The sequence below is a fragment of the Microcoleus sp. S36a_B3 genome (genome assembly GCF_036700745.1).
Lineage (GTDB): Bacteria > Cyanobacteriota > Cyanobacteriia > Cyanobacteriales > Microcoleaceae > Microcoleus.
Window position 1 is genome coordinate 15,868 of record NZ_JAUBPN010000008.1, and the last position, 24,727, is coordinate 40,594.

General features: G+C 45.0%; 22 protein-coding genes and 1 pseudogene. 6 read left to right on the forward strand and 17 right to left on the reverse strand.

All coding sequences use genetic code 11. The features are described 5' to 3' along the window. Positions 1–5 precede the first annotated feature (5 nt). The 8 genes from QUA01_RS11085 to QUA01_RS11120 all read right to left on the reverse strand — a co-directional run bounded on the left by QUA01_RS11085 (position 6) and on the right by QUA01_RS11120 (position 13,862). Positions 6–902, reverse strand: coding sequence for a GIY-YIG nuclease family protein (locus QUA01_RS11085; protein ID WP_333092401.1), 897 nt, complete (start codon positions 900–902; stop codon positions 6–8). A gap of 191 nt (positions 903–1,093) precedes the next feature. After that, entirely contained in the window at positions 1,094–1,798 is a 705-nt protein-coding gene (locus tag QUA01_RS11090; RefSeq protein WP_333092402.1) for a tyrosine-type recombinase/integrase, read from the reverse strand. A 418-nt stretch (positions 1,799–2,216) separates the two neighbouring features. Beyond that, positions 2,217–2,846, reverse strand: a complete 630-nt coding sequence (locus tag QUA01_RS11095) for a hypothetical protein (protein WP_333133143.1) — start codon at positions 2,844–2,846, stop codon at positions 2,217–2,219. 33 nt (positions 2,847–2,879) lie between these two features. Next, a complete protein-coding gene (locus tag QUA01_RS11100) occupies positions 2,880–3,596 on the reverse strand; it encodes a hypothetical protein (RefSeq protein ID WP_333092405.1) in 717 nt (238 codons plus the stop codon). 477 nt (positions 3,597–4,073) lie between these two features. Further along, a complete protein-coding gene (locus QUA01_RS11105; protein ID WP_333092406.1) occupies positions 4,074–9,770 on the reverse strand; it encodes a DEAD/DEAH box helicase in 5,697 nt (1,898 codons plus the stop codon). A 16-nt stretch (positions 9,771–9,786) separates the two neighbouring features. Next, positions 9,787–10,794, reverse strand: coding sequence for a hypothetical protein (locus QUA01_RS11110; protein ID WP_333092407.1), 1,008 nt, complete (start codon positions 10,792–10,794; stop codon positions 9,787–9,789). Next, entirely contained in the window at positions 10,787–12,817 is a 2,031-nt protein-coding gene (locus tag QUA01_RS11115) for a hypothetical protein (RefSeq protein ID WP_333092409.1), read from the reverse strand. Before QUA01_RS11115 ends, QUA01_RS11110 begins: the two co-directional genes overlap by 8 nt. Positions 12,818–13,241: 424 nt before the next feature. Continuing rightward, the gene (locus QUA01_RS11120; protein WP_333092410.1) at positions 13,242–13,862 is read right to left on the reverse strand and encodes a tyrosine-type recombinase/integrase; all 621 of its coding nucleotides are present in this window, start codon (positions 13,860–13,862) and stop codon (positions 13,242–13,244) included. 547 nt (positions 13,863–14,409) lie between these two features. On the opposite strand from QUA01_RS11120, the gene QUA01_RS11125 reads away from it, so the two are divergent. Together QUA01_RS11125 and QUA01_RS11130 are read left to right on the forward strand one after the other, a co-directional pair. Then, entirely contained in the window at positions 14,410–15,600 is a 1,191-nt protein-coding gene (locus QUA01_RS11125; protein ID WP_333092411.1) for a hypothetical protein, read from the forward strand. A gap of 208 nt (positions 15,601–15,808) precedes the next feature. Next, positions 15,809–15,970, forward strand: coding sequence for a hypothetical protein (locus QUA01_RS11130; RefSeq protein ID WP_333092412.1), 162 nt, complete (start codon positions 15,809–15,811; stop codon positions 15,968–15,970). Here QUA01_RS11130 and QUA01_RS11135 read toward each other — a convergent pair. Continuing rightward, positions 15,942–16,172 carry a hypothetical protein gene (locus QUA01_RS11135; protein ID WP_333092413.1) on the reverse strand — a complete coding sequence of 77 codons (231 nt, stop codon included), beginning with the start codon at positions 16,170–16,172 and terminating at the stop codon, positions 15,942–15,944. The genes QUA01_RS11130 and QUA01_RS11135 overlap by 29 nt on opposite strands. Positions 16,173–16,275: 103 nt before the next feature. Then, positions 16,276–17,571 (reverse strand): glycosyltransferase, encoded by a 1,296-nt coding sequence (locus QUA01_RS11140; protein WP_333092414.1) that lies wholly within the window; start codon positions 17,569–17,571, stop codon positions 16,276–16,278. A 132-nt stretch (positions 17,572–17,703) separates the two neighbouring features. On the opposite strand from QUA01_RS11140, the gene QUA01_RS11145 reads away from it, so the two are divergent. Further along, a complete protein-coding gene (locus tag QUA01_RS11145; RefSeq protein WP_333092415.1) occupies positions 17,704–17,874 on the forward strand; it encodes a hypothetical protein in 171 nt (56 codons plus the stop codon). Between the two features lie 243 nt (positions 17,875–18,117). Next, entirely contained in the window at positions 18,118–18,582 is a 465-nt protein-coding gene (locus QUA01_RS11150; RefSeq protein ID WP_333265830.1) for a GNAT family N-acetyltransferase, read from the forward strand. A gap of 41 nt (positions 18,583–18,623) precedes the next feature. On the opposite strand, the gene QUA01_RS11155 is transcribed toward QUA01_RS11150, so the two are convergent. Further along, positions 18,624–18,941, reverse strand: a complete 318-nt coding sequence (locus QUA01_RS11155) for a type I restriction enzyme endonuclease domain-containing protein (RefSeq protein WP_442921605.1) — start codon at positions 18,939–18,941, stop codon at positions 18,624–18,626. On the opposite strand from QUA01_RS11155, the pseudogene QUA01_RS11160 reads away from it, so the two are divergent. Next, positions 18,886–19,111, forward strand: a pseudogene (locus QUA01_RS11160) (hypothetical protein); the annotation flags it as partial. The gene QUA01_RS11155 and the pseudogene QUA01_RS11160 sit on opposite strands and share 56 nt — an antisense overlap. Here QUA01_RS11160 and QUA01_RS11165 read toward each other — a convergent pair. The 5 genes from QUA01_RS11165 to QUA01_RS11185 form a co-directional block, all read right to left on the reverse strand. After that, complete coding sequence (locus tag QUA01_RS11165) at positions 19,059–19,370, reverse strand: hypothetical protein (RefSeq protein WP_333092418.1); 312 nt, start codon at positions 19,368–19,370, stop codon at positions 19,059–19,061. The pseudogene QUA01_RS11160 and the gene QUA01_RS11165 overlap by 53 nt on opposite strands. 724 nt (positions 19,371–20,094) lie before the next feature. Further along, positions 20,095–20,613 carry a phage baseplate assembly protein V gene (locus QUA01_RS11170; RefSeq protein WP_333092419.1) on the reverse strand — a complete coding sequence of 173 codons (519 nt, stop codon included), beginning with the start codon at positions 20,611–20,613 and terminating at the stop codon, positions 20,095–20,097. Between the two features lie 155 nt (positions 20,614–20,768). Next, positions 20,769–20,933, reverse strand: coding sequence for a hypothetical protein (locus QUA01_RS11175; RefSeq protein ID WP_333092420.1), 165 nt, complete (start codon positions 20,931–20,933; stop codon positions 20,769–20,771). A 134-nt stretch (positions 20,934–21,067) separates the two neighbouring features. Then, positions 21,068–21,367 (reverse strand): hypothetical protein, encoded by a 300-nt coding sequence (locus QUA01_RS11180; RefSeq protein ID WP_333092421.1) that lies wholly within the window; start codon positions 21,365–21,367, stop codon positions 21,068–21,070. Positions 21,368–21,398: 31 nt separating this feature from the next. Then, a complete protein-coding gene (locus QUA01_RS11185) occupies positions 21,399–22,406 on the reverse strand; it encodes a tetratricopeptide repeat protein (protein ID WP_333092422.1) in 1,008 nt (335 codons plus the stop codon). A 193-nt stretch (positions 22,407–22,599) separates the two neighbouring features. Between QUA01_RS11185 and QUA01_RS11190 the strand changes: the two genes are divergently transcribed. After that, on the forward strand, positions 22,600–23,682 hold the full coding sequence (locus tag QUA01_RS11190; protein ID WP_333092424.1) for a leucine-rich repeat domain-containing protein: 1,083 nt from the start codon (positions 22,600–22,602) through the stop codon (positions 23,680–23,682). A gap of 735 nt (positions 23,683–24,417) precedes the next feature. On the opposite strand, the gene QUA01_RS11195 is transcribed toward QUA01_RS11190, so the two are convergent. Beyond that, positions 24,418–24,594, reverse strand: coding sequence for a hypothetical protein (locus tag QUA01_RS11195; protein WP_333092425.1), 177 nt, complete (start codon positions 24,592–24,594; stop codon positions 24,418–24,420). Between the last annotated feature and the right edge of the window lie 133 nt (positions 24,595–24,727).

Genomic DNA, 24,727 nt, shown 5'->3' on the forward strand with positions numbered 1-24,727 from the left:
ACTCGTCAGAGCGCATCCACCTCAACATCACTCAACACTTTCGCTTCCATCTCATACAAATCATTCAACACAACCTTGACGTTCGGAAACACAAAATACTCGGTCAGTTTCCCAATCCGGTAATTAAAAGCTTTGTACCGGTGTTTGAAATACAGTTCCACATTGCCCCGATGTTCCCAAAGTCCCAGCAAATTAACAACCACATCCGAGTAATGCGCCCTCACATCTCGCTGCACCTCGGCTATCCTCTCTTCAATCTGACGAGTCGTAATCCCAATTTTATAGAAGCAGCTCTCGTCAGCTTTTACCTCCAGAAAGTAGAGCGAATTCACCAGAATCCGACGAAGCTGCGCTCGATAAATCAGCAAATCAGCCTGCCGTTCATCCAAACAAGATAACCCCGCAGCTTCAGCAATCTCTACAGAGTTTTCCAACTTCACTAACTCTGACAGCAGCAGCGGTTCTTGGACTTTGTTGAACAGCGCCAGGGGAAGCGCGCCGACGGGGATTTTACCGAGGTTAGTGAATTGATAAGTGCGATCGCCCTCCGATTCCACCAACCCTTTGAGCTCCCACCGAAAGCTGACTAAATCCTTGGGAATCAATCGCTTTTGGGCTCCGTATTCTTTCCACAGCACTTTCAACTGTTCTAATTCCTCACCCTTAAGCTGGATGTTAAAATTATCGTAAAGGGGCAGCGATGGGAAAGCTTTGGTTTTAATCCGCTGCGAGACTGGCTTGCAAGTCTCCTCGGTGTGCGCGAAGTGGTGTTCTTTCACCGAACCCTTTTTTGCTGTCAATCCGCCACCGCAGTAGAGGCAAGCGAGGTTAGTTTTTCCGCGCACAACCTCATCAATGCCCGTCAGTTCGCCACTGAGAGCAACACCAAATTTTAGCCACATCGCCTGTCAATTCTCCTAAAAGCAGGTTTCGTAGATGCACCCGCTCCACATGACCAACGATTCTAACAAATCCAGGGGTTAGGGCTTCTGCCTTGGGAAAGAAAGCGATCGGCATTCGATGCTCTTGATGCGCGACTTTAATCCTTGCGTTCCAAATCTAAAATCTAAAATCTAAAATCTAAAATTGCTCGTCACCAATCGGGAATTTCTTCAGGCTCCGAGTCTGATAGGCCTTGTGACAGTTGCTCTCTCGCTAACGGCACAGCCGGCAATTCATGCTCTAGACCGGGAAATGTAGCTTTTCCGGTGTAGGAAAGCATCGATAAAGAGGCGATCGCACCCCGCACTTGATCTGGCTTCACCTCTAAGTATTTCTGCAATTGTTCGAGGTTGTTGTGACCGCTGATTTCTTGAATAATCCGCAGCGGAATTCCGGCGTTGCTCATCTGAGTCAGGGCGGTGCGGCGGAAGCTGTGGGTGGATGCTCCCTCGATGCCGGCCCGCTCGAACGCCTTTCTCAAAATCTTGTCCGCTGAGTCGGGGTGCAAATGCTTCCAGTGGTGCGAACGGTGGCGGCCGGGGAATAAATAAGTCTGGCCGGCGCGGGAACGCCAAGATGTCAGGAGACTTCGCAAATCTTCAATGACCGGAATCGTTCTGGTTTGGAGTTGGCCTTTGGTGTTGCCCTTGCGGAAGTTGATTGTAGGTCGGACTGTACCTCTGGCAGTGTAAATATCGATGACTTCTAGGGAACAAGCTTCGGCAATGCGGCAAGCGGTGTAGAGACAAACTCCGAACAGCGTGCGATCGCGCGAGGAAAGCAAACCTTTGTTGAACAGCAGTTCGATTTCCTGTTGCGTAAGGATTTTTGCTTGTCCGTGCCGTTCTATCTTCATGCTTGGTGTATACCCGACCCGATACCAGAAAGTTTGCCGCAAATACTGCATTACTGCATCGGTCGGGGGTATTTCTTAACGCGGTAGTCCAGCTCACGATGGCGGGCGTAGAATAAAGACAGCTATCACGGCAGCCCTGGATGCGGCGGATGGGAATGTGCGGAAGGTTCAGAAACTCAGCAGGCACAGAAAGCTTGACACTCTCATGATTTATGTGACAACAGGGAGCGCGACCAACAAGACGTTACCGAAATGCTGGATGAGATGTTTTGAGCGATCGGGGCGGTGTAGAGGCGATCGGTGCAGGACTCGGGCGATTGAGTAGTTCGGCTTTACCCCGCGAAACCAAAGGGGTAGCGCAAAGGGCTACCCCGCGATCTGGCTTCGGGCGATCGATAAAAATAAGATGGAGCGCAAGCTACTCAATGCCAGCGTTAATTAGGACAGGTTCGAGCCAGAGTCTTTTGCTCTGCTTCCATTTCTTCCCCTCGCCCGGTTCAATGCACCGCCAATGCCCGCGCCGCCAGTGGATGCGAGGTGAAGCGTGAGTGCCTCGACTCTCTGACACAGGCGACTGCTCAGATTTTATCTGGTAGTTTTTCCCGATCCATCTTGGATATTTGGGTGCTGGTGTTAAAGATTTTTTGCCGAACCCTTTTGGCTGTTTAATGTCGTCTACCGTTTCCGTGGGTACTACGTCGCTAACAAGAGAACCTCCTGAAGTTTCCAAAAGTAGCAAAATATTGATAGCAAAAGAGCGAATTTTATCACAGAATTCTCGGTCTTTTTCGTCTAGTTTGCCATGATCGATTATTACATCTCCATCGGCATCTATCTGCGTGTCTGCTACCCAGATATTGCCACTTGTGTCTACAAAACAAATGCTAATCCACTGAGTTTCTTTTCCTGGCTTTTTAAAACAATTTACCAGCAAGAAATCTACATAAACGTCAGTAGTTCCGGGAGGGCAGAGTAAAAACCTGGGGATAGCAACTACAATTTGTGGAAATGGCCAAGTTAAATCTGTGAGAATATTCTTTTTATCCAAGATATCCGTCTCCATTAGCGCTGTTGTTAATTCTTAAGTCACGCAATACAATAAACGGCTACTCTTTAGCCACAAACTAAAATTTGTGGCAAACGTTAAGTTCATGGTTAAATTAATCGAATCACCTTGAAAGCGATTAAGGAAATATCGCGGATTTTCTTGTGCTTCTGAGCAAATAACTGTACAGGCAAGGTCAATTTGAACCAAGGTTTTTCGTGTTATGTATTCTGGTGGCATTCTGTAACCTGAGCGTTCGTTTGCCACTATCGTTTGTTCGCGGGAAGCCTGTTTTGTTATGTCTTTGAAGACTTCTTCTCTTTCTGTGTTACTCATTCTCATTTTCTCCATTTTGACAGTTTTAGTTAAACTCCAAATTTCCGCTTGCCTGCCAGGCAGGTTGAATCGACTTAGAGTTGCCCGTATCGTCGCCACTGCTGCCGCTTTCTCTTTGTCACCAAAATCAGTTTGCCAGAGCGCCCATTCGGTTTCCACATCTTCGACACCATCGATCGCGCTTTCATCCAACATCGGCACAGCAGCAGGCAACAACTCTTGACCGGATTGAAGCGCGGCGGGTAGGGCTGATTGGATTCCGTGCAGTGCTATCGCCGCTTCTTTAATCGACACCGACTGCTTTGGGTTCAACCAAAAATCAATCGTCGGTGGCTGCACCAAGGGCGCCGGTTGCTTCTCCCATTCCCATTTCTGGAACATTACCTGTGCTTTGATTGTTCCCCAGACAGCGCTCATTTCTTTCGGTCGAGAGCATCTTAGGCCCAATACTCAGCGTTTTCCACGGCATTAGATACACACGCCGCCACCTTCACAGCCGAGCGAAACATTACATTAAGTGTATTAATTGGTCTGCGGCAAAATCCTCTCAAATCCTTGCAGCGTATGGTTTGAGCGTGGTAGTCTTGCTCTAGTGAGGTAGGGCAGATGGAAGCGGACGGCGATGACAAAATATGCGGATCTACGATCGAAATATGCCCGAGCGCCCGTCAACTCTCCTCAACCGCGCCCCTCATCCGTTCCTCAAACGAGAAAGCTTCCATCGGGGGGTTGCTGAATACAGGTATAAATTCAAGATTTCGGAATGGGTATAAGCCAAGTAGGGTGAGTTTTGTAACATCAAGCGAAAAGTTGATTCATACCATGAATCAGCAACGCCGATAGTGTCTGCGTCAGTCCTCCCCTATCAAGTCTGATAATGTTTGAAGATTCACTTTAAACCACCAGTGACTGATAGCACCAACTTGGACGCCGCAGCAGATTGAATGTATCTAGGTATAGAATCCGATCGGCTTCGGCCACTGTCGCAGCAGCTTTCTTCGCTTCATTCAATAAGCCTTGACGGCAATCTATGTTCCACAAAGGATGAATGATAATAACACTTATATCGCCCACAATCAAACCGGGTAGGGGGCCGAACTGTTGCGCGGAACAACTAAACGAAGCACAAAATGTATCGCGTAAAGCAGTTGCTTTCAAAACCCAATCTTCTAAGTCGGGAGTAGAAAAATTCCCATCGAGTCCGCAACGAAAATCACTACTAGCTAATCCCCTCAGCAAGGAAAGCCCCAAACGCCAATCCAGCAGACCGTGATAGTTCATATTGCGGTACTGCTGCAAGCAATCGTAACAGGAAAAATCACATTTTTGGCGGTGTTTTGGTGATATTATCGCCTCAGCAAAGCTATTTTTAGAATCCAGAATTTTGTCTAAAAGTATCTCTTCCCAGTGATTAGCTAACCAGTAGGTAAAGCCCGATCCGTTTGCAAGACGATCGCTAATTACAATTTCTCCTACTTTTTTATCCTCTAATTCAGTCTGTCGCAAACCGCTCACGTCTAATTCTTCAGGATCGATGTCTAACTCCTGTGCTGCTACAGCACGAACCATAAAAGCGGCTGAGTAGAAAGCAGCTTTGACGGCGGAACCATCTGCAACAGGATCGAGGCACAATCCATCTGGTACAGCAGCGGGTTTAATTCGCAATACGCCTGTGGTTTTTGGGGCAACGATCGCAATTTTCTCTGACTCGCCCTGCTGTTTAAATTTCACATTATTTTTATTCTGAAATCGTTCATCAATCCACTGATCTTTTAACAGTTTATCACCGCATCCAAATGTTGCTTTTCCGAGTGCTCCCTTAAATAGCTGTCCTCGATTGTCATTCACCCGAAAAACGCGACCGGATTCAGAAAAAACTATCTGAGTATTTGTGTTATTTACTAAGTTAAAAGGTGGAGAGTTTGATTCGGCTACGCTACCAGCACCTGTAATTAACGCATCGTATTCATCTTTAGCGTCCGCCCCACGATTGAGGCTGGTACGGAAAGCTAAAGGGACAGCCCACTGAAAAACTCGAAATCCCTGTTCGTCAGTCGCCCCGCATTTCGGACAGACTGTATCATCAAATATTGTATTAGAAGTATCCGTATGTTGGCATCGCTGACACCTCAACATCCATTTGCGCTCGCTCAGAGGTTCGCCAGCAGGAACCAACCCGTTTTTAGTGTCGGGAATTAACGATGCTGTAAACCCTATCGCGGTATAAATTCGCTTGTCTTTAGTTTTTTCTGAACCCGGGGCAAATTCAGAGACAGCTAAATCTAAATCTCGATCGATAGTAGAAACTTTTTGTTTTCTGGACGGATCGTGATGATACAAATCGCGCACTCTTGAGGGCATCCCGTACATCGGCAAAACCCCGCCCTCAGCGAGGCGCTCTGCCAATCCATCTCCAGTCAATTCTAAGTTATTGGCACACTCGTCAATCTTATTGAACAAAAGCTGGCGTGCATACTCTTCAAGTTTTTTGCGATTAATATCTTCAATACCAACTAGCAGAGAACTTATCACCTCCGTAACTTCCTTTGATTTTTCTAACCAATCACGAACTTGTTCGCGGCGTTTTTCCGTTTCGTTCCACTTTTTAAGTGTACCAAATTCACCGTGACTGTCTGGCTTTTTTTCTACTTCCCAACAGGTAACACCAGCATCCTTAAAGGCACGTCTCAAACATTCTTTGGCTAGGAGGCGCTGCACGATCTCAACCTGTGGCATAGAAAGAAAAGGAACTGGTGGCGGATCGCCCGTAATTTTTTCAGGATGGCGGTAATAAAATTCATCGTGCGATCGACCCCGACAAAGAGTAAGTACAATCGCGAAAGCCTGACCCCGGCGACCCCCGCGACCCGCACGCTGCTGGTAATTAAAGCGCATCGGCGGCATATTTGCCATCACAACAGCCATTAAACTGCCAATATCAATTCCCACCTCCATTGTGGTAGTGACGCTCAAAATATCAATGATATCTACTGCTGGGATAAAATCTCTTTCTTGTTCGGCAAAATTTACGATGATGTTGCGAAAATGTCGCTGTCTTTCAGCTTGATCGTCGGTTTGTCCGGTTAACTCTTCGCAATGTAAACGCAACGGTTGACGCTTATTTACAGCTTGGGTGGCGAAGTAATTGCGATCGTATAAATTCGCACATATTTTATTAGATTTGATCGATAAATTTGACAAGCAATTAGTACAAATACCACCTGCACGGTGGAGGTGAGGGCGCTGGCATAAATCGCACTGCCACACGGGGTCATCGGACACAGCAACTCGTACAGATAAATGCCGGGGATTAAGTTTAAAGTGGTGGTGCTGACCGCATTCGCAAATAGCAGATTTCAATGCCTGCTGCAATTCGTGTTCGGAAATTCCGCAAGCTTTTGCACACTCTTTAATGTATTTCCGAATTTTTGGTCGCGCATCACCCCAGTTTTTCCAATCATCCAGCGGATAATCTTGAGGTTTTTTCGGATACCTGTACAATTCACCTAAAATTCGCAAACTGCCATCACAGATGCTCTCAAATACTGAGGGTGAAAGTCCGCATTGAATGGCTAACGGTTCAAGCTGATTCTGCGATAAATTCAGGCGAATATAACCCAATCCTGATGCTTCAATCCCAAAGTAGAGCCGACTGAAAAGTGTGTCACATATCTCGGATTTTACTTTCTCTCGAAGTTCGTTATCTCGGCTTGTTTCTGCGCCAGTAGACAAATCAGATTTCCATCCTGCGGTATCAGACTCAAAATCAAAAAATTTTGTCCAATGATGATCTTCCTTACTGTCGTATTCAAATTCCTGGTAATGGAGATCATTACCAGCAGGATTAACCCCCAACACTTTCAATCGCTGTATGAGCAAACCAGGATCTTTATTGTCGGGTTCAAACATTATGCGGAGAGGAACTGTGCGGGTATTAACTATTTGCTGAATTTCATCAAGTACCTTCTGAGCATTATCTCGCCGATTTTGATACAGTTCCAAATCTTCTGAATCAAGACCTTCTGGCAATGGTTTGTTAACGTTTTTAATGGCTTTTTGTAAATCTTCAAAAACTTTTGGGTTGTGTTGAGCAAATAACTGGGCGTCAGGACGGGTAGGCTGACCGTATTGTTGAATATCTTCTAATAGGTGCGGTTTGCCTATAGCGAGTTGTCCGAGTTCATCAAAAAGTGCTTCTCTTATTAGATCGTCATAGTGAGCTCGCTCAATTCCATTGGATATAGAAGCGGCATCTTCGCGGCTGTCAGAAAACACAACTAATTTGCGGGATTCTGCATCTTCCGGTAGCTGATAAAACAGTTCTTTGGAGAGTAATTGGCTAACTTTAGAAAAACCCGTGCGGAACCCTCGAATTGAAGATTTGCGAAACCTGCGTTTGCTATAGTCTGCACCGCAGCATGGACAAACTGAGGGTAACGATCCAATAAATTCTTGCTTCTCTGCTGAGAGCGATCGCAAGTGAAACAGATAGCCTTTCACCCACTGTTCCTCCAGGGAATCTGGATCTCCTAGAATAACGCGACCACTGCGAGTATCTAGCGATGCTTTATCCCACCAAGCTTTCTCACCACCTTCACCTTGTCTCGATGGCTGTTTCCACCCTTTGCAAACATCTTCATCAATATTTCTGAAAGGCCAAAATACAGCATATTCAGAGTAATTTCGACGGTGTAAAAGACTGGCTATTTTACGGTCGGGAATTCCCTCAATGTCTGGTTCTGTAGGTAAAAGTTCCCATCCGTCATTCTGTCTGGTCAGCCTGTTTCCCCCAAAAAACACAGTTCCGCACTGTTCGCAATAAAGAAGTCCTAAAACTCGGTAATTATCGCAAAGTATGGGAGGATTTTCTACAAATAGTTTGCCTACTGGTCGATTTTCGCTAATTTCAGTTTCTTCGCATCCGTGATTAGGTTTAGTGCAAGCCCACAGCCCTTCGATATTTCTGAAAAACCAGTGCATTCTGAAGGATGGTAAGGATGTTTGCTCGGACAAACCGCGAGCGACAAGCAGCCCTCTTACTGCCAGTTGGAGGTTTTCATCTGGTAAGTTATTGCCGAAAATCTGTTTAGCAAAATTAGCGACCGCTACAGCACGAATTTTGCCGTCAACGTTACAAGCGTTGACCATTCTAGCCCCGAGGTGCGCGCTTTTTGATTCCAGAATTGGGCGGCAAGCACTGTATGCAGGTGTTTCCCGTAACCTTTCTGCATTGTTTATTTCTGGTGCTGATGCCAATGCGATAAACGGTTGGGCATCAATAAATTCTTGACCATCAATGGGTGGAATTGACTCTAAATCACCCGGTATAATCTGTTCGGGATACCATTCAGTACCAAAAAATTGATTTAGAAATTTTAAGCTTTCTGGATCGTTTGGTTCCAGAGATGCACTAGAGGCAAGAATCCGCAATTTGGGATGACCTGGATGCAGCCCCAATCGTTGCAGCAACAGTCGCAGCAAATAAGCTACTTCTGTCCCAGAAGTGCCTCGGTACAAATGCAGTTCGTCAACAACTAAATGAAAAACACTGCCTTCTTTGTTTAACCATTGCTTCGTTTTTTCAAAGATATCTCGATCTATCTCGCGCATCAGCATGATACTGAGCATAGAATAGTTGGTAATTAAAATATCGGGCGGGGCATCTTTCATATCCCAGCGACAGCGCATTTCTGACCCATCTAAACGCGGGAAAAAGAACCTCACATCATCATCGCCAGTTTGACTTGCGTGTTCGCTCGCTTTATCCGCTGATTCCTCCACCTTCTTAATTTTTTTTAGCAATTCTTCTATTTTTTTGCCATTAGGTTTACCATTTTCTGTATATTCATGCCCCGGTACGGGCGTAACGCCGTTGTATCTACCAAAATAGACTCGGTTGCCTTTTCTATTATCTTTAAACCAACCTCGCGCTGCTTCAGAATCTAAAGCGCGACGAAGCCTGGTAAGTTGGTCTTCAACTAAGGCATTCATGGGATATAAAATCAGCGCGCGAACAGCAGCATCCCGGTTTTCGTGACTTCTTTGAGGAACCCGACAAGAACGCTTAAAACTGCGATTTTTATTAACAACTGGGTTACATTCGTTCTGCCAATCTTTATTTTTCCACCAGTCATTTAGGTAGGCTGGCTCTGCTTTGGAAGCCTCCCAATTTCTCGATTCTTTGGCAAGGTAAGCAAATAGCGGTAACATAAAAGATTCAGTTTTTCCTGAACCAGTACCCGCCGTTACTACAGCATTTTGACCCGCTAAGGCCTGCCCCAGCATTTTAATTTGGTGGCTGTACAGTTCGTAATTGCCTACAAGTCCGCTGGAAGCAAGCTGTTTAAAATCTTGAAGGGCCGATTCATCTAATCCCGGTACGTTTGAAATATCTAAATCATTGATAGTTTTACCTGATTTTTGATAGCGGGGCATCGGTTCAATCCAGGGGTCTTGATGGAATGCGCCGGGTTGGCGCAGCAGTCTTTCGCGTTCTTGTTCTATTTCGGGGAATTGAGTTCCAAAAGCTGTTTTTATGTAGAGTAAGAAGTTGTCGCGGATAGTGTTAAAAGCGTTAATTGGGTCGTGCATAAATTCCCTTAGTATGTTATATTAAAGAGTGCGGTAAAAGTGTTTGTCCTAATTTAGCTGCGGTCATTTCAGCTATTTGAGGGGGAACAGCGCTGAATAAATTGAATTCCTGAATGGGGGGGGAAGTGGACGGAATTTTTTTTACATATGCTGTATAACCGGAACAAAGGGTTAAGACTCTTTCTAGGAGTCGCGGCAGTTTCGCGCTAACGGGTACTGCCATAGTGAATCTGTGTTTGTCGTATATCAGAACATTCAGCCGCCGTGCTTTGAGAATAGCATACCTTCCCCAATCAAGGTCTACTTCAGTACCCATGCCATCTTGCCAAAGATAATAAATCTTTGTGTTTCGAGAGGGATGACTGTATCGGCTGAGACGGATATTAATGTCTGTTTCTTTAATTTTTTCGATAAACTGTAAAGAAATAGGGTTAAAAGTTTGGCGATTCCAGTTCAATTCTGGATCGTTAAACCCTTTGAGGGTAGCTAAGTAGTCGTCAATACTGGCAGCAAAATGCAGCAAAGACCAGGCTGAGGGCGTTTCGAGAAAAGGTATGCCCAGAGATGATGCGATCGCCTGTAATTCCCTTATATCCTCTGCTTGTACAGCCACTCGCTTCGGTATCAACCCTAATTCACTCGCTTGGTCTTGGATTTCAACGTTGATGTGATTTCCCACAGACTGACAAGCATCTGATAATTGTTGAATAGTAGTAGGCGATCGCGCTCCTGCTAAAATGGCTTGAGGAAAGCCGGCACTGGGCAATCGCACCAATAGAGGGGGAGCAGCATAAACCTTACTCTTGCTACTATCCTCGCTAAAATTAAAGTCGCAGTGGCCCAGAGAAGCTAGAGTGCGAAGTGCTTGAACTCTTCTATTCTTAATTCCGTCTTTGTCCGTGTTTTCTTGCCCCACGCCCGTCTCAAAATTATACAAATAATCAAAGGTTTCCTTAAAGAATAGCCAAGTAACTTCCTTTTTTCCCGAAATAATGTAGAGCAGTTTTTCGCTAGTTTCAGACACGTTCTGCCTCCTTTTGAAACTGTTGCCACAATACTTTCAAGTTAGAACCATCGGGCGGGGAAATTTTCTTGCGATCGTGCCACAATATTTCTTTCCATGCCCGCATTTTCTTGCGGTCTTTGCACTTTGACATCGACGGTTGTGAATCGGCTACGTTGGTGCTGCAAAACATTGCTTGACCGCGATGGCGACCTTTGGAAATAGCCCAAACTGGCTCCCAATCTGTAGGCAGCGATTCCGCCGGCCAAATTGCTATTTGACCTGGTTGTTTACCTAAAAAGAAAATCCGCTGCTTTCCTTGTATTGGTAAAAAAGTGTTGAAGTTAAAGTCCGGGAAATCAACGCCATGCACCCATGCCCCAGCAAATCCCGCGCTCCCATTATCCTCAGTCTGAAGATTTCCGAAACGATCGAACTGTTGCGCGTTGCTTTGGGAGGGCAAAGAGTAGTTTTCTACCAAAACCAGAGAACAGCGCTTGATAATATCTTCTCCACTGCGTGCTTCTATTTGCAAATTTGTTTCGGATGGAGTATTGGCTGGCAGTTCATAAATACCTGCTGCTTCGGTGCAATTTAACAGGCGATCGTTGCAATATACTTTTATTGATTCGTTACCGCCTTGGAGAACCAATTTCGGTCGAGCAAAGTTAAAAAATTTATTGCCTCTTTCCAGGCGAATTCCCCCAGTTAGCTCTAACCGCAAATTAGTCGAAAAAGCCAGGATTGGGTATTCTACTTTAATTAACTCATCACTACAAGCGGCAGTCGCCTTGAACAAGTGCCACCCACTGGGAAAACCATCTATTATTTGCAATTTTTCAAAGCCTTGACAGCTCGATTCTCCCCATTTTGTCAGTAACTTTAAACACTGTTCGTGTGCAGCTAAATAAAATGGCTTTTGAGCGGGCAACTGTCGCACTTCCACAAGACCTGGCAATCCCTCACTATTTCCATCAACGAATACTCGAATCGGCGATGCTGGCAGCTTAAAACACCATTTAGAGTCACTCGATCGCATCCGCAAACCTTGCAACCAATTAAACTTAGAGGCATCAAGCGGTTTTCTATCTGCCTCAGCTACCACTGAAGACCAACCTCCACCATGTTCGTAACAAGAAAAGGGCTGAGAATTGTTTTCTAAAAATAATAATAAATCGTCTTCAGGAAATTCGTGTTTTGTACTGCAACGCAAGGTTATAGCGGCGCGTTTGGCAATTGGATCGTGTTGGCAGCCCAATCTCAAGAGTCCGTAGATATGCGTTCGATCTGAAACTTCAGCAGTTCCATCCCAACCGCTCAATTCATCAATAATCCATTCGAGCAATGCTTGGCGAAATTCGTCACTCTCACCAGTTTTTTCTAATAAGCGCAGGGTTCGTGTTCGTAATTGTTTACGCCCATGATGGGCTAACAAAAGTGCGATGGTGTCCTCAGTAGGATGTGAAACAGGATCTAAGTCAGTAGTCGCAAAAATAGCAGGTAGTGCACGGCGCTCTTTTTCAGTCAAAAGAGTTTGTGATTGTGGTAAACCGATATGCTTCTTCTTCCCAACAGTAAAACAGTTGAAAATACCCCATTCACCACTTTTCTCTTCATTTGCCCACCGTGCTAAGTCTTCCCACAGTATTTTCATCTGGTCGAAATCTGGATAGTTTCCAGATATAGGTTTTTCACCCAGTAATGTTCGGAGGCGGGGGTAGTAGGCATGGGATGCAAAATTTTCTTCGATATCGGCAGCGAGGGCGAATAATGCCAAATAACCGACGTAAAGAGGATAACCTTTTTGTCGCTGTCGGTACTTCCAGTAATCCATACTCTGCAAAGCTTTCTGGCAGATGCTCTTTCCTGGCAACCCAATCATACCAGTCTTTACCGCCTTAATAAAATCTGCAATATCTGCACTGTAGTTTTGACCAATATTTCTTAGTAGTTCCTCTGTGACACACAGGTGAACGCTGCGCCCTGCCATTTCATTTTTAAAAAAATGAGCAGCGATTGAATTATTCCATTGAAAATAATCCATTTTTATATTTCATATAATTTAACGGAGCTTGGTAATTATAAGTATTATAGTCCATAAATAGGCATTATAGTCCAATAGTTTAGTCGTCAAAACAAGATAAACTTTTTGTTGTCAGCTTGCGTTAATTTACTGAGTTCAGGTAGCCTTGCAACCGACACACTTACGAGGGAACCGCCCAACACGGACAAAAAGTGTTAGAAACATTATTTAGAGGAGTTAGTAAACGAAACAGTTACTGTACAAACGTCAGCATCTACTTGCCTAAAGATAAAACAAGTAGCCCCTACTCACTGGGGAAATTAATTGGATACATTCAGTAGACAACCTAACTAAGTATTCTGCTACACTTGTGAGTTCTCTCGGTTTAAAACAGCTTGTGTTTTGCCCAACCGAGCAAGACAGATATTACAAAGTTCGTTAAGCCTTAGTGCTTTACATGGTGATTTTCACTTTTCCTGACGTAGTAAAGGGTAGAGAGCGCAGAGACGGCCCCGCGCACTTGGTCGGGCCGCACTTCTAAGTATTTTTGCAACTGTTCTAAGTTGCGGTGGCCGCTGATTTCTTGAATAATCCGCAATGGGATACCCGCGTTGCTCATCTGCGTCAGCGCCGACCTTCTTAGGCTGTGGGTGGAAGCGCCGGTGATGCCAACTTTTTCGCAGGCTTCTTGGAACAGGTGAGAGGCGGCTTCCGGGTTCGCGTGTTTCCAGCGGTGATTGAGGTGGCGGCTGGGGAATAGGTAGGGGTGTGAGGGATGTTTGTAGGTTTCTAACAGCAGCCTCAACTCTTGAATAATGGGGATAGTGCGGGTGCCGAGCTTGCCTTTGGTGTTGCCTTTGCGGATAATCATTTCGGAGCGGATGGCATTCGCTGGGGTGAAAACATCGATGACTTTCAGGCTGCACGCTTCGGCAATGCGGCAGGCGGTGTACAGGCAAATTCCGAAGAGGGCGCGATCGCGATCTGTCTGCAAACCTTCGTTAAACAACAGTTCGATTTCTGCTTGAGTCAGGATTTTCGCTTGTCCGTACTGCTCTATTTTCATGCTTGGTGTATACCCGACCCGACGCTCCAAAGTCTTGCATACTTACTGCATTACTGCATCGGTCGAGGGTATTTCTTAACGTGGTAGCGAGAGGTGTTAAGGGAAATAAGCGTCATCGTAGATTCGGTGAAGGATAATCGCTATCGGGTACTCTAAAAATATGATGTTGGAAAGTTCAACAGCGATCGTATTATTAAGGATTATCGGGCTAGTTCTGATTTGCTGCCGTCAATGACGCTATGCGCTCGCACTATATTACAAATCTATAGGTGTTTGTCCAGCAAATTCGGGTTAATATCTAGTTAGACCGCGAGGTTTACTGTGGGCGCAACCAAAGTGTTAATGATAGAGTGCGAGCGGTAAATGTAAAGATTTAGTAAATTCCGTGAAAATACGGAAATTATTCCGGTTATTCCTTAAAAGTCTTGTACTTTCTGTCAATAAAATAATTAGACCGCCAAGCTTCAGTTGCAAAGTGATTGAGAGGCTTTGGCTGTCGTGGGTGCGTCGATTAACTGTGAGTTGTTTCAAAATAGAGGATACAAAAATGAAATCCCCACTAATCTCTTCGTTAACTGTTCTTACCGTATTAGGACTGTCTCAGCCAGCCAAAGCATACAATCTTGAAGCCTGTGCCAAAGACCCGATGACTGGCACACCTCAAACGATTAATTTACTTCAGCCCGTTGACCAAAAAATGTTGAATTGTATTCCTAAATTGGATTCAATTGCCAATCAATGGCAGTCAAAAGCTAATAGTATTGTGGCAGCACTTGATAAGGTGAGAATTGGAAATAATGGCATAAGTCGTATTGAAAAGCTTGAATACAATGTATCGGCAAATTATATTTCTGGTGCTATTATGACGAGAGCCGCTCACACTTGGAAGGTTAAGGAGTGCGCTGTCCCAAGAATGGTCACGACTTATCGCACAGTTAAAGAATGTGCAATTCCAAAAATAGGGCAAACGGGTTGTGCAAAAAAAGTTTTTGGAGAATGTATCGCACCGACATTTGGACAAGTCGGCTGCAATAAATGGATAGAGACTAAAGTACCATCTGGTGTCAAACAAGATGGATGTAATAAATGGTTGGAAACATCTGCCAGTGCTTCAACTACCTGCACTTATGAATACACATTCAATTTTTCAACTGGTGAATTTAAACCGATCTTTAAATGCGGTCGCGGCAGCCTTGGCGAATATAAACTGGATGCAAGTGCCATCACATCTCTCTTGAAAGGAGAAATACCTAGTTTGGGTAGTTTGTTAACCAGTGTAAGTTTTACACCTCCTCTATTTAAAGATGCCAATCGTGATGACTATCAGAATGTGAGAAATGGAATAATTTCTAGTCATCCCAATTCAATAGTCTATTTTTCTTCTGAATCTTTTGTTAAGTGGGCATCTGTAGAAAACCAAGGAGCTAACGTAATTGTGGCTGCTATTTCTGGTGGAGGCTACAGCGCAGAGCTGGTTCGCCAAATAGAACAAAAATTAAGAACTGAACTCACTTTTATGAGTGCTTTTGCTTCTCAAACGGCAATAAACTTGGGTAGCGATCAGATAATATCAATGATGACAGGAAACAGCACGCAAAGGTTGGGTGGTTATAACATTTCTGTAAAAGTAGTAAATACTCCTTACGTGATTCAGAAATGTGTGGTTAACGGTGATTGTCTTCCTGAAATAAAATCACCGCGTTTAGGTTTTGCTATCATTGCGACACCAACTAATTAGCTACTTAAAGGTAGCCTCTGATAGCTCAAGCTCTACTCTTCAATAAGCATACAGCGTATTCCATGTAAATGTAGTACACAAAATTCAGTATTATAGCAATCCTAAATCAATTGCAAACACATTGGGCTTCACCAATCCTGATTAAGTTGGGATTAATTAAGATAAAATTTTGTGACTCATTTAGGATTGCTATAAAGAGAATGTCAATTTGTTGTACGTTAGATTTATTAGCGAACGAGCTATTAGCTTTGACACGCTGACTTGGCTGGAAGACCCAGACTGGACTTACATCGCCAGTTGGACTCAAGACGTGTCAATGAGCACTGATTCTAGCGAAGGAGTTACGACTTGGAATCTGACTCTGAATTGAGAACACAGCCAAACTCAGAGCTTTCTTGAATGATATTATCGATAACGTTGAGAAAGATGCGGTCGCGGTCGCTCTGCAAATCTTCGTTGAACAACAGTTCGATTTCTGCTTGAGTCAGGATTTTCGCCTGTCCGTGTCCCTCAATCTTCATGCTTGGTGTATACCCGACCCGATACCACAGAGTTTGCCGCAAATACTGCATTACTGCATCGCATTGGGGGTATTTCTTATTAATGCGACGGCTCTTTTAAGGTCGCCAATAGCTCGGAGATAAAGAGAATTTGGTGTAACTAGGGTTTTTGGGGTTAGCCAACGTCAGCTTTAACAGGCTGACCTGTTAAAACTGCTTGTTCGATAATATCGGCAGCGCGAGTCACACCACCTGCGTGACGAATAGTATCTTGTAACCGGCGGGCATTCTGTTTGTAAGAATCCTCTGCTAACACGAGACGGATGACATCGCGCAACCGAGGAACGTTTAGGCGTACCAGAGGTACGACCTCACCTGCACCAGTTCTGGCGATACGACTCGCGATACCGGGCTGTTCGTTAGTAATAGGAATAGCCACAAGAGGGACACCGCTGCTTAAAGCTGCCAAAGTCGTATTCATCCCAGCATGAGTAATAACTAGAGTAGCTTTTTCGATTAACTGTTGGTGAGGAGCGTAGGGAACCACTAAAGGTGAACCGGGTAAATCGAGAGCGAAATCTTGGATATTAGGGTTTCCTAGAGATATGACTAATTGTGCACCGTTCCCCAAACAAGCCTCGGCAATAGTTTGGAAAATTTCCCATTTGCGATTTTGCAAAGTTCCCAGAGAAGCATAAATCAAAGGTTGACCAGTCAATTTTTCAAAAGGAAAAGAAATAGAGGAGAAAGATACAGGTTCTAAACCAGAGGGGTCTTTCAAAGGGCCAACATAATGAAACCACTGGGGCAATTCTTTTCTAGGAAAATCAAACTCTGGGGGCAATTGGCAGATTTGAGCGAGGGGAGAGTAAAAATCCTGGATGTTAGAGTAAGGTGCTAAATTCCATAGAGCTCGCTGACGGGCAACAAGAGCCAGAATCGGTTGGGAAAGGATCTCGATGAAGAAATTACCCACAATATTCCGCAGACGCGCCCACCATACAGGACGGTAACTCCAGTCCGTAAAGAAAGGGGGAACACCCGGTTCGCGGTCGATCGATAGAGCATTACAAATAGTAATAAAAGGAAGATTCAATAACTCGGCAACACTGCTACCTGCGGGGGTCGTTTGATCTACCAGCAACGCTTCGACACCAGCAGGTAGCAGTGCTTCGGGAAGTGCTCGTAAAAACAGAGCGGTTTCTTGTTCTATCCAATTTGCGGTAAATTTAAACCCTGGGATTCCGCTCATTTCTCCTAACTGTTTGTATTTGCGTTCCAGACTTCCGAGTGGAAATTCTGTTTCACCAATTGTCTCAAAGTTTAAACCAGAGTTTATGACTTTGGAACGGATATCGGGAATGCTGAAGAGAGTCACTTGATGGTTTCGTCTTTGTAATTCTCGCCCCAGGGCGCACATGGGGTTAAGATGTCCGATGGCTGATGGACAAATAATAGCAAAGTGGGTCATAATACTTGATCTAATTTAGTAGTTGGTAAAGAAGTTTGTTTGAAGCCCAAAGTCCCAGACGAGCAAAGACATTATTAATTATCAATTATCTTCGTTGTTTCGGTTAACAATTCTGGGTTCAGGCTCTGTTTGATGGCTTTGGTTTTGGTGCGGCGTTTTTCTGGCAGCGGCGATTTCGGTATCCATGTCGGAGAGGATCTGGGAGAAAAGCGCATTATTGGCACTTGCCTCTACCCTGTAGGCTTCTCCGATCCGGCCACCAGCGTAGATGTTGCCGATATTTATTCCCGTCAGCTTGGGTGAATATCTTTGCCTGCCCGTGTCCCTCTATTTTCATGCAGGCGTATATACTCGACCCGACACCTGAGAGTTTGCCGCAAATACTGCATTGCTGCATCCGTAGGCGGGGATTTCTTAACGCGGCGGATGAGCGGGGTCAAGGAGAAAGAAGAGGCGATCGTAGATTCGGTGAGGCACAATCGCTATCGGGTATTCTAAAAATAAATGATGTTGGAAAGTTCATCGGAAAAGAATGATCAGATGATTATGCGCGATAGCCAAGGACGAGAATACCGCCTGCAAGTAAACGGGGACGAAGACTCATATTTTATTGCCAAACTCTTGTACCGCAACAGCGAAGTCGGTAGGCTCGAAGGCGTTTTTTATCCGCCTGATAAGTTGATGATAGGCAATCTCATTATTTACAGCGATGTCATTCACGCTCCAGAGCACTTAGGGGCAGCTCTTTTGAGACTGGTAGTTAAGCCAAAACCAATAGATTATCGTCGCATGGGGCTGGGAACTCACCTGTTGAAGTTTGCGATAAAGAAAGCTCGTCAGCGGGGAATTAAGCGAATCTACGGTTCTCTAACTCAAAAAGACATCAATAATAATCCCAACCTCGTCAGATGGTACAAGAAGTATGGATTTGAAATACTTCCGCCTTCCCAGGAGAACATCGAAAATGCAGCTTTTGGGATTTCTCTGGACTTAGAAGAGAAATCAAATTAATTACCCCTTCGCTACTTTAGTTTTGGTCTTCCTCTGTAATATTAGGAACGATTTGTCTCTACTTCAAACTCGGTGAAAACCTTTGCTTGCTCTAACACTAACTCGATCGCAAGAGCTTGCATATCGGGCGGATAGCCATATTGTCGTAATAAGCGTTTAACCATCACCTTCATTCTCGCTCGGACGCTTTCTTTGAGATTCCAATCGATGGAAGCGGTTTTGCGTACCCGTGCTACCAGGACGATCGCCAATTCTCGCAGTTGGTCTTGTCCCATTACATCCCGCGCACTCTGGGTTTGGGCTTCTAGCTGTGGGTATACAACAGACAGAGATGTTGCAGCAGCACAAGTAGTTTTAATTAGAGGGCTTGCAGCCGTAGGGCATACCGCCTGTGATGCTTGGTGAGGGTAAATTCGTTGGAATCCCTGTGAACCAAGAATCCTCGTACCTGATAGTCGAGGAGTGTCAACATCGCTCTAAATCTTGCCTTCAAACCTCTGATGCCAGAGGATATACCCCGACACAGTAATAACCAGAGTGATGCCTCCTCCTACCCAAGCCAGCATAGGATTGTAACCGCTACGGCTGAGGGTCTGCATCCATAGATGGGTGCGATCGGAGGATATTAACCAATCTGCAACGACCGGACAAAGATACATCAAAGATGCACCAACGATAAGCCAGCCCACCATAGAGGCGACCAGAAAGATAGTTTTGGCTGTAGATTGGCTACCCATGAGCAATTGCGGTAAAGAACTAACTTTGAGATTAGCAAAGTATGTCAGCACAGGTATAGCCCGAGACAGTGGGCGATGCAAGCGTGAAACTGTAGAATTGATTTGAAGCCAAAGGTAAAGGGCGTTGCTGATTTAGGGTATGACTGGCTCAATATGCAAGTCAGAGAAACCAGTATCCACAAAAAATCGGGATTTTCAAGTTATTTTTTTCATACCCTGATTAAGCAACGCCGAAGTTTCTACACGGGCTGCTGCATAACGCACAGCAGTTAAACCTGGGACATTACAAATAATCTTGGCTGAAGCACAATTGTGCTTTCAGTGAACCCTGGCTTTTGGTGTTGAGGAACGCGGGAAGTGGGATGTCATTTTCAGACAATGGTGTATCAAGCATCTGGGCAACCAAATCAGCCCTAAAAATCTAGCTTTCGAGACAGAAGTTGGAAAGTTAGGAGGAAGATGCTAGACACCACTAGATAAGTGCTAGACACCCTACGCCCCGACAACACAAAGTTGACCACAATAATTGTAGTCAATAAGCTACAGCTCAGACAGGGTAAGGGAGTGAGTGATTTTAGGTTTTTGGCTTTCAACTTTTAGATTGATTTTTTAAACCGCTCGGACGCAAGCCAGGGGAAACAAGAAATCTATTTTTTAAAACTAATTTATACAGCGCCATCAAATTCCCTCACAATGTTCGCGGGGAAAAAAATTTCAGACAGTGACGAAAATTGTTCGTTTCAGCCGTTGGATGTGAGAGTGGGGGGATGCTCGCTTAGCCCTCTGTTACCCCGTCAGGATTCCCATCCTTCCATTCAATGGTTTCTGCCATCAGTTTAACCGTGGTCTTGTTGTTATTATTCAGTTCAATACCATCGGCATTAAAAACCATTTTTAGCGGTTTTTCTACCACTGGCTTATCAACTTCAACCGTTAACCCTTTGTTATTTTCTAAATTACTTAAAGTAATCGTAATTCCATCCGTTTTAAACACCTGCACCTTAACTGGATCATCAACTTTGGCGTTTTGAGGCAATTCATTTTCCCCCCAAAAACAACCACTCCAAATCGGATAATCGGGGTCGCCGCCTTCAAATTCCACCCAAACATTGGCATCAACAGGTGGAATGGTAAAAAAGCCAACATCTTTGCCAGCATAAGGAGTGCAGGGCAATGCCCAACTTTGGCGTCCCTCTCCAAAGATTGCGGGAACGCTAACTTGAATTCTACCTAAATTTAAGGGGTCTTTGTTTGCTGCTACTTTACCGCGATATTTGCCGAAAAACTGTTTCATATTGCTACCCTTTGTGTTGTGGTTCCGACTCCTTCACGGGTGATGGTAAAATTCTGCTTATATTGCCCCCTGCTAATTTTGTGGGTGAAGCTTTTGACGTAGTAGAAGCCGTCATAGCTGTATCCTACCCCTCGAAAATCCACCAATCCTCGTAATTACAGCAGCGCCCCGTATCGCAGGGTATCGAGTTCCCCTGTAACCGTGACAACATCGTCCACAGAGCGGTCGGTTATCGCTTGGGCGTGGCCGTCTGCTTGAGCGGTTTCTTGACCGGTTTGGAACTTTGACAATGAGAGCAAGGCATTGGCATATTTCATCACATCATTCTCCATTATGCAACACCCTCAAAAGGATTGCAGATGCGATCGAACTCTCCGAGATTAAGCGAGATTCGATCGCCCGGACGCCACCGAAGGAATTTAAAATTTGATTCTACTGGTTACTCAAACCTTTCTCACTGCTCTGCTTCAGGTTTAGGTTCCTTCGGTTTTTTCTCAAAGACTTGGATATTTGGGTCTGATAGCACAAAGCCGTTAGAGGTTGATTCACCCATCTTGCCACCGATAGCAGCCACCCACATAGGATAGTTGGCAGCAGCATCCTCAAGCTTCTTCCATATTTTTGGCTTAACAGTAACGGACACTACCCGACCGTCACAGTCAAGCTCAAAGGTTTTCCAGTTGTCTTTGTTAGTCTCTACGTTATTCGGGAGTTCGTTAATTTTGATGATGAGTTCAAGCTTGCCAAGTGTCATAGGTAATTTCGTTGGTTTAATGCGTTGCTTTTTAGGGATTTCTAGCGCGTTTCCTGGCTTCCGATGCTTTGATATCATAACCGGAGTTAGGATTAGTTTTGTGCAGTTGCATTAACAGGTTAATGTAAAATTCGTAGTAGTCCTGCACTGTGGCAAAGTATGAGCTGCGACTTTCTGGGGCGGCTATTTTACGGCGGAGATTTTCAATTAATTTGAGAGAGGCTTCAATATCAGTGAGAGCTCCGGTAAAATTGCCTAACGATCGTTTGACAAAAGCCATGCTGGAAAGGGTAACAGCTTCTCCACCGCGATCGTCTACGGCCCGTCTCAAGGGAAGGGACTGGTTGTAATACTCTAGCGCTTTCTGTTTCTCTCCCAAATCTGAGTAGACTCTGCCGATGTTGTTGAGGATGGTGGCTTCACCACGCTGATCCTTGATTGCCCGTTTCAGGAGAAGCGATTGGCTGTAATATTCTAGCGCTTTCTGTTTTTCTCCCAAATCTGAGTAAACTAAGCCAATGCTGTTAAGAGCAACGGCTTCCCAGTGAGGACTGCGTACTTCCCGAAACAGCGACAGGGACTGGTTGTAATAATCTAGCGCTTTCTGTTTTTCTCCCAAATTTAAGTAGATTCCGCCGATGATGTAGAGGGTGGTAGCTTCCCCACCGCGATCATTAAGGGTTCGTTTCAGGGGAAGGGACTGGCTGTAATACTCTAGCGCCTTCTGTTGTTCTCCCAAATTTAAGTAGACTCCACCCATGTTGTGGAGGGTGAGGGCTTCTCGACTGCGATTGCCCGCTTTTCGATACAGTTTTAATGCTTCTTCATATTTGACGATCGCACCTCTTAAAGATTCCGCCGTTGCTTGTTCGTAAAGTTTCTCTGCTTCTTTATATACTTTTTGGGCAGCGTCGCTACTGTTAGTTTGTGCTATTTGTACAGCCTTACCAACGGGTACGGCTGCTGTCACTGGCTGACTTAGCTGAACCGAAAGTGCGATCGACATACCAGCCAGAAACCATTGAGTGCGATCGAACATAACCACCCTTTTTGTATTTGCTTCAATCTTAATCACTAGCTCGTTTAGTGTAAAGGCAGGAAGAAGTCAGGGCGCTCGGAAATCGAGCTAGACCGGGAAACGATAATAGTCACGATGAAGCTGTAGCGGTTTCAAGTCCTAGGATGGGAAATATCAATATCCTGAAAATAAATATTACGGAGAGACGTAGGACATGACACGAAACGAAGTAGTGTGGCGAATTGACCGAGCAGCCGAGGAAAAATTGACTGAACTTAATTTGAGGGGTCTGAATCTGAAAGAATTGCCACCAGAAATTGTCAAGTGTACGCATCTGACAAGGCTTGACCTTCGTCAAAATCAGATTACCTACCTCTCAGAGGCGCTAGGGCAACTATCCAGTCTGGAAGGGCTTTACCTCTGGTGCAATAAGATTACCTCCATCCCAGAAGTGCTAGGGCAACTGCCTAATCTGACAGAGCTTGAAGTCAGCGACAATAAGATTACCTCCATCTCAGAGGGGCTAGGGCAACTGTCCAATCTGACAAAGCTTCACCTCTCGGAGAATCAGATTACCTCCCTCCCAGAGGCTATTGGGCAATTGTCGAACCTGAAAATGCTTAACCTCGCCCGCAATAAGATTACTTACATCCCAGAGGAGTTTGGGCAACTGTCCAATCTGACATACCTTTGGGTGGTTCACAATCGGATTACCTCCATCCCAGAGGCGTTTGGGCAACTGTCCAGTTTGAAAAGGCTTTGCTTGAGTCATAATCAGATTACCTCCATCCCAGAGGTGCTGGGGCAACTATCCCATCTGACAGAGCTTGCCCTCTCGAACAATGAGATTACCTCCATCCCAGAGGCGCTAAGGCAACTATCCCATCTGACAAAGCTTGACCTCAGCCACAATAAAATTACCTCCATACCAGAGACGGTCTGGCAACTATCTAATTTGAATGAGCTTGACCTCAGCCACAATAAAATTACCTCCATCCCAGAGGCGGTCGGGCAACTATCTAATTTGAATTGGCTTGACCTCAGCCACAATAGGATTACCTCCATACCAGAGGTGCTAGGGCAAGTATCCAATCTGGAAGGACTTGACCTCAGTCACAATAGGATTACCTCCATCCCAGAGGCACTAGCATTACGGCAACTTTCCCATCCGATGTGGCTTGACCTCAGTAGAAACCCAGCCACAGCAATCCGGGGTTTATGCCGTAAAAGCGCCGTTTTACGGCTAGCACATTCACTGATCGCCAAACACTTCCCAAAGCGTCCTCCAACTCTCTAGCGTCTGTCTCTAAAACTAGATTGTTGGGACTGATTTTGTTGCCAAGATGTTTGATGCACCGTCCCCTGAAAATGGCACCTCACTTGTAAAAGCTAAAGAGTTAGATAAAAATTAAAAATATTCTGTATCCTGACTGAGCCGTACCAGTTTCAAGTCCTAGATGGGGAAATACCATCCGCCTGATGAATCTGTAGCTATAAATAAATTACGGGCGATCTAGCTACCACATCAAGCCGATCGCCCGTTTTGCACGCAAAGTCACGGATTTTAGATTTTAGATTTTAGATTTTGGATTGAGAATAATCTCGATCGAACCCAGTCCCAGATTTGCTGGGAAGTTGCAGGCAATTGGACTGAAAAGTAAAAATAAGCGCGATTCCCTACCGACTACCGGGGATTAATCAGGGGCGAGCTGCCATGAGTTTTCATGAGTTTTCATGAGTTTTCATGAGTTCTCATGAAAACCCATGAGTTTCATGAGTCCTCATGAGTTTTCATGAGAACTCATGAGTTTTCATAAGCTTCGGATGTCTAATTATGTCTTTTTATGCGATCGTCCATCAACTTTTAGCTGCTGAAACTCTGCAAATTCCACCTCGCCCACGATCTCGTAAGAAATTTATGTTAGTGGCTCTATTCCTTCTAGCCGTAAGAAATCTACTCCAGTGGACGCAACGGTATAGCAAAATGAGGCTGAAACTAGCGATCGCCTCCCCACTTCTAAATCCCAGACTTTTAGGGTTGTTGTAATGCGACGAAAATAGCCCTTTGCTCGTCCCAGATAATTGCGATCGCATTGTAGGCAGTATGACCCATCAATGTTTTAAGTTCTGTACCAGTTGTCAAATCCCACAACTTTAGCGTGTTATCCACCAATTCACCGTAGTGCAGTCTAAAGAAGTGTACGTCCAAGCTGACCCGACCCTACCACCTCATCTGTCGCGATCTTTGGGCTCTGTAAACACCAACCTTTCTGATTTTCCTAACCTAGTTACAACGATCGCAAACTCTCTAGCCTCATCGTTTAACTGCCGTCAACGAGTGA

Coding starts and splice junctions, on each gene's coding strand:
- QUA01_RS11190 (WP_333092424.1), top strand. CDS start 22,600: ATGACACGAAACGAAGTAGTGTGGCGAATTGACCGAGCAGCCGAGGAA.
- QUA01_RS11140 (WP_333092414.1), bottom strand. CDS start 17,571: ATGACCCACTTTGCTATTATTTGTCCATCAGCCATCGGACATCTTAAC.
- QUA01_RS11185 (WP_333092422.1), bottom strand. CDS start 22,406: ATGTTCGATCGCACTCAATGGTTTCTGGCTGGTATGTCGATCGCACTT.
- QUA01_RS11125 (WP_333092411.1), top strand. CDS start 14,410: ATGAAATCCCCACTAATCTCTTCGTTAACTGTTCTTACCGTATTAGGA.
- QUA01_RS11090 (WP_333092402.1), bottom strand. CDS start 1,798: ATGAAGATAGAACGGCACGGACAAGCAAAAATCCTTACGCAACAGGAA.
- QUA01_RS11100 (WP_333092405.1), bottom strand. CDS start 3,596: ATGAGCGCTGTCTGGGGAACAATCAAAGCACAGGTAATGTTCCAGAAA.
- QUA01_RS11120 (WP_333092410.1), bottom strand. CDS start 13,862: ATGAAAATAGAGCAGTACGGACAAGCGAAAATCCTGACTCAAGCAGAA.
- QUA01_RS11115 (WP_333092409.1), bottom strand. CDS start 12,817: ATGGATTATTTTCAATGGAATAATTCAATCGCTGCTCATTTTTTTAAA.
- QUA01_RS11170 (WP_333092419.1), bottom strand. CDS start 20,613: ATGAAACAGTTTTTCGGCAAATATCGCGGTAAAGTAGCAGCAAACAAA.
- QUA01_RS11150 (WP_333265830.1), top strand. CDS start 18,118: ATGCGCGATAGCCAAGGACGAGAATACCGCCTGCAAGTAAACGGGGAC.
- QUA01_RS11180 (WP_333092421.1), bottom strand. CDS start 21,367: ATGACACTTGGCAAGCTTGAACTCATCATCAAAATTAACGAACTCCCG.
- QUA01_RS11145 (WP_333092415.1), top strand. CDS start 17,704: ATGGCTTTGGTTTTGGTGCGGCGTTTTTCTGGCAGCGGCGATTTCGGT.
- QUA01_RS11135 (WP_333092413.1), bottom strand. CDS start 16,172: ATGCAGTATTTGCGGCAAACTCTGTGGTATCGGGTCGGGTATACACCA.
- QUA01_RS11105 (WP_333092406.1), bottom strand. CDS start 9,770: ATGCACGACCCAATTAACGCTTTTAACACTATCCGCGACAACTTCTTA.
- QUA01_RS11085 (WP_333092401.1), bottom strand. CDS start 902: ATGTGGCTAAAATTTGGTGTTGCTCTCAGTGGCGAACTGACGGGCATT.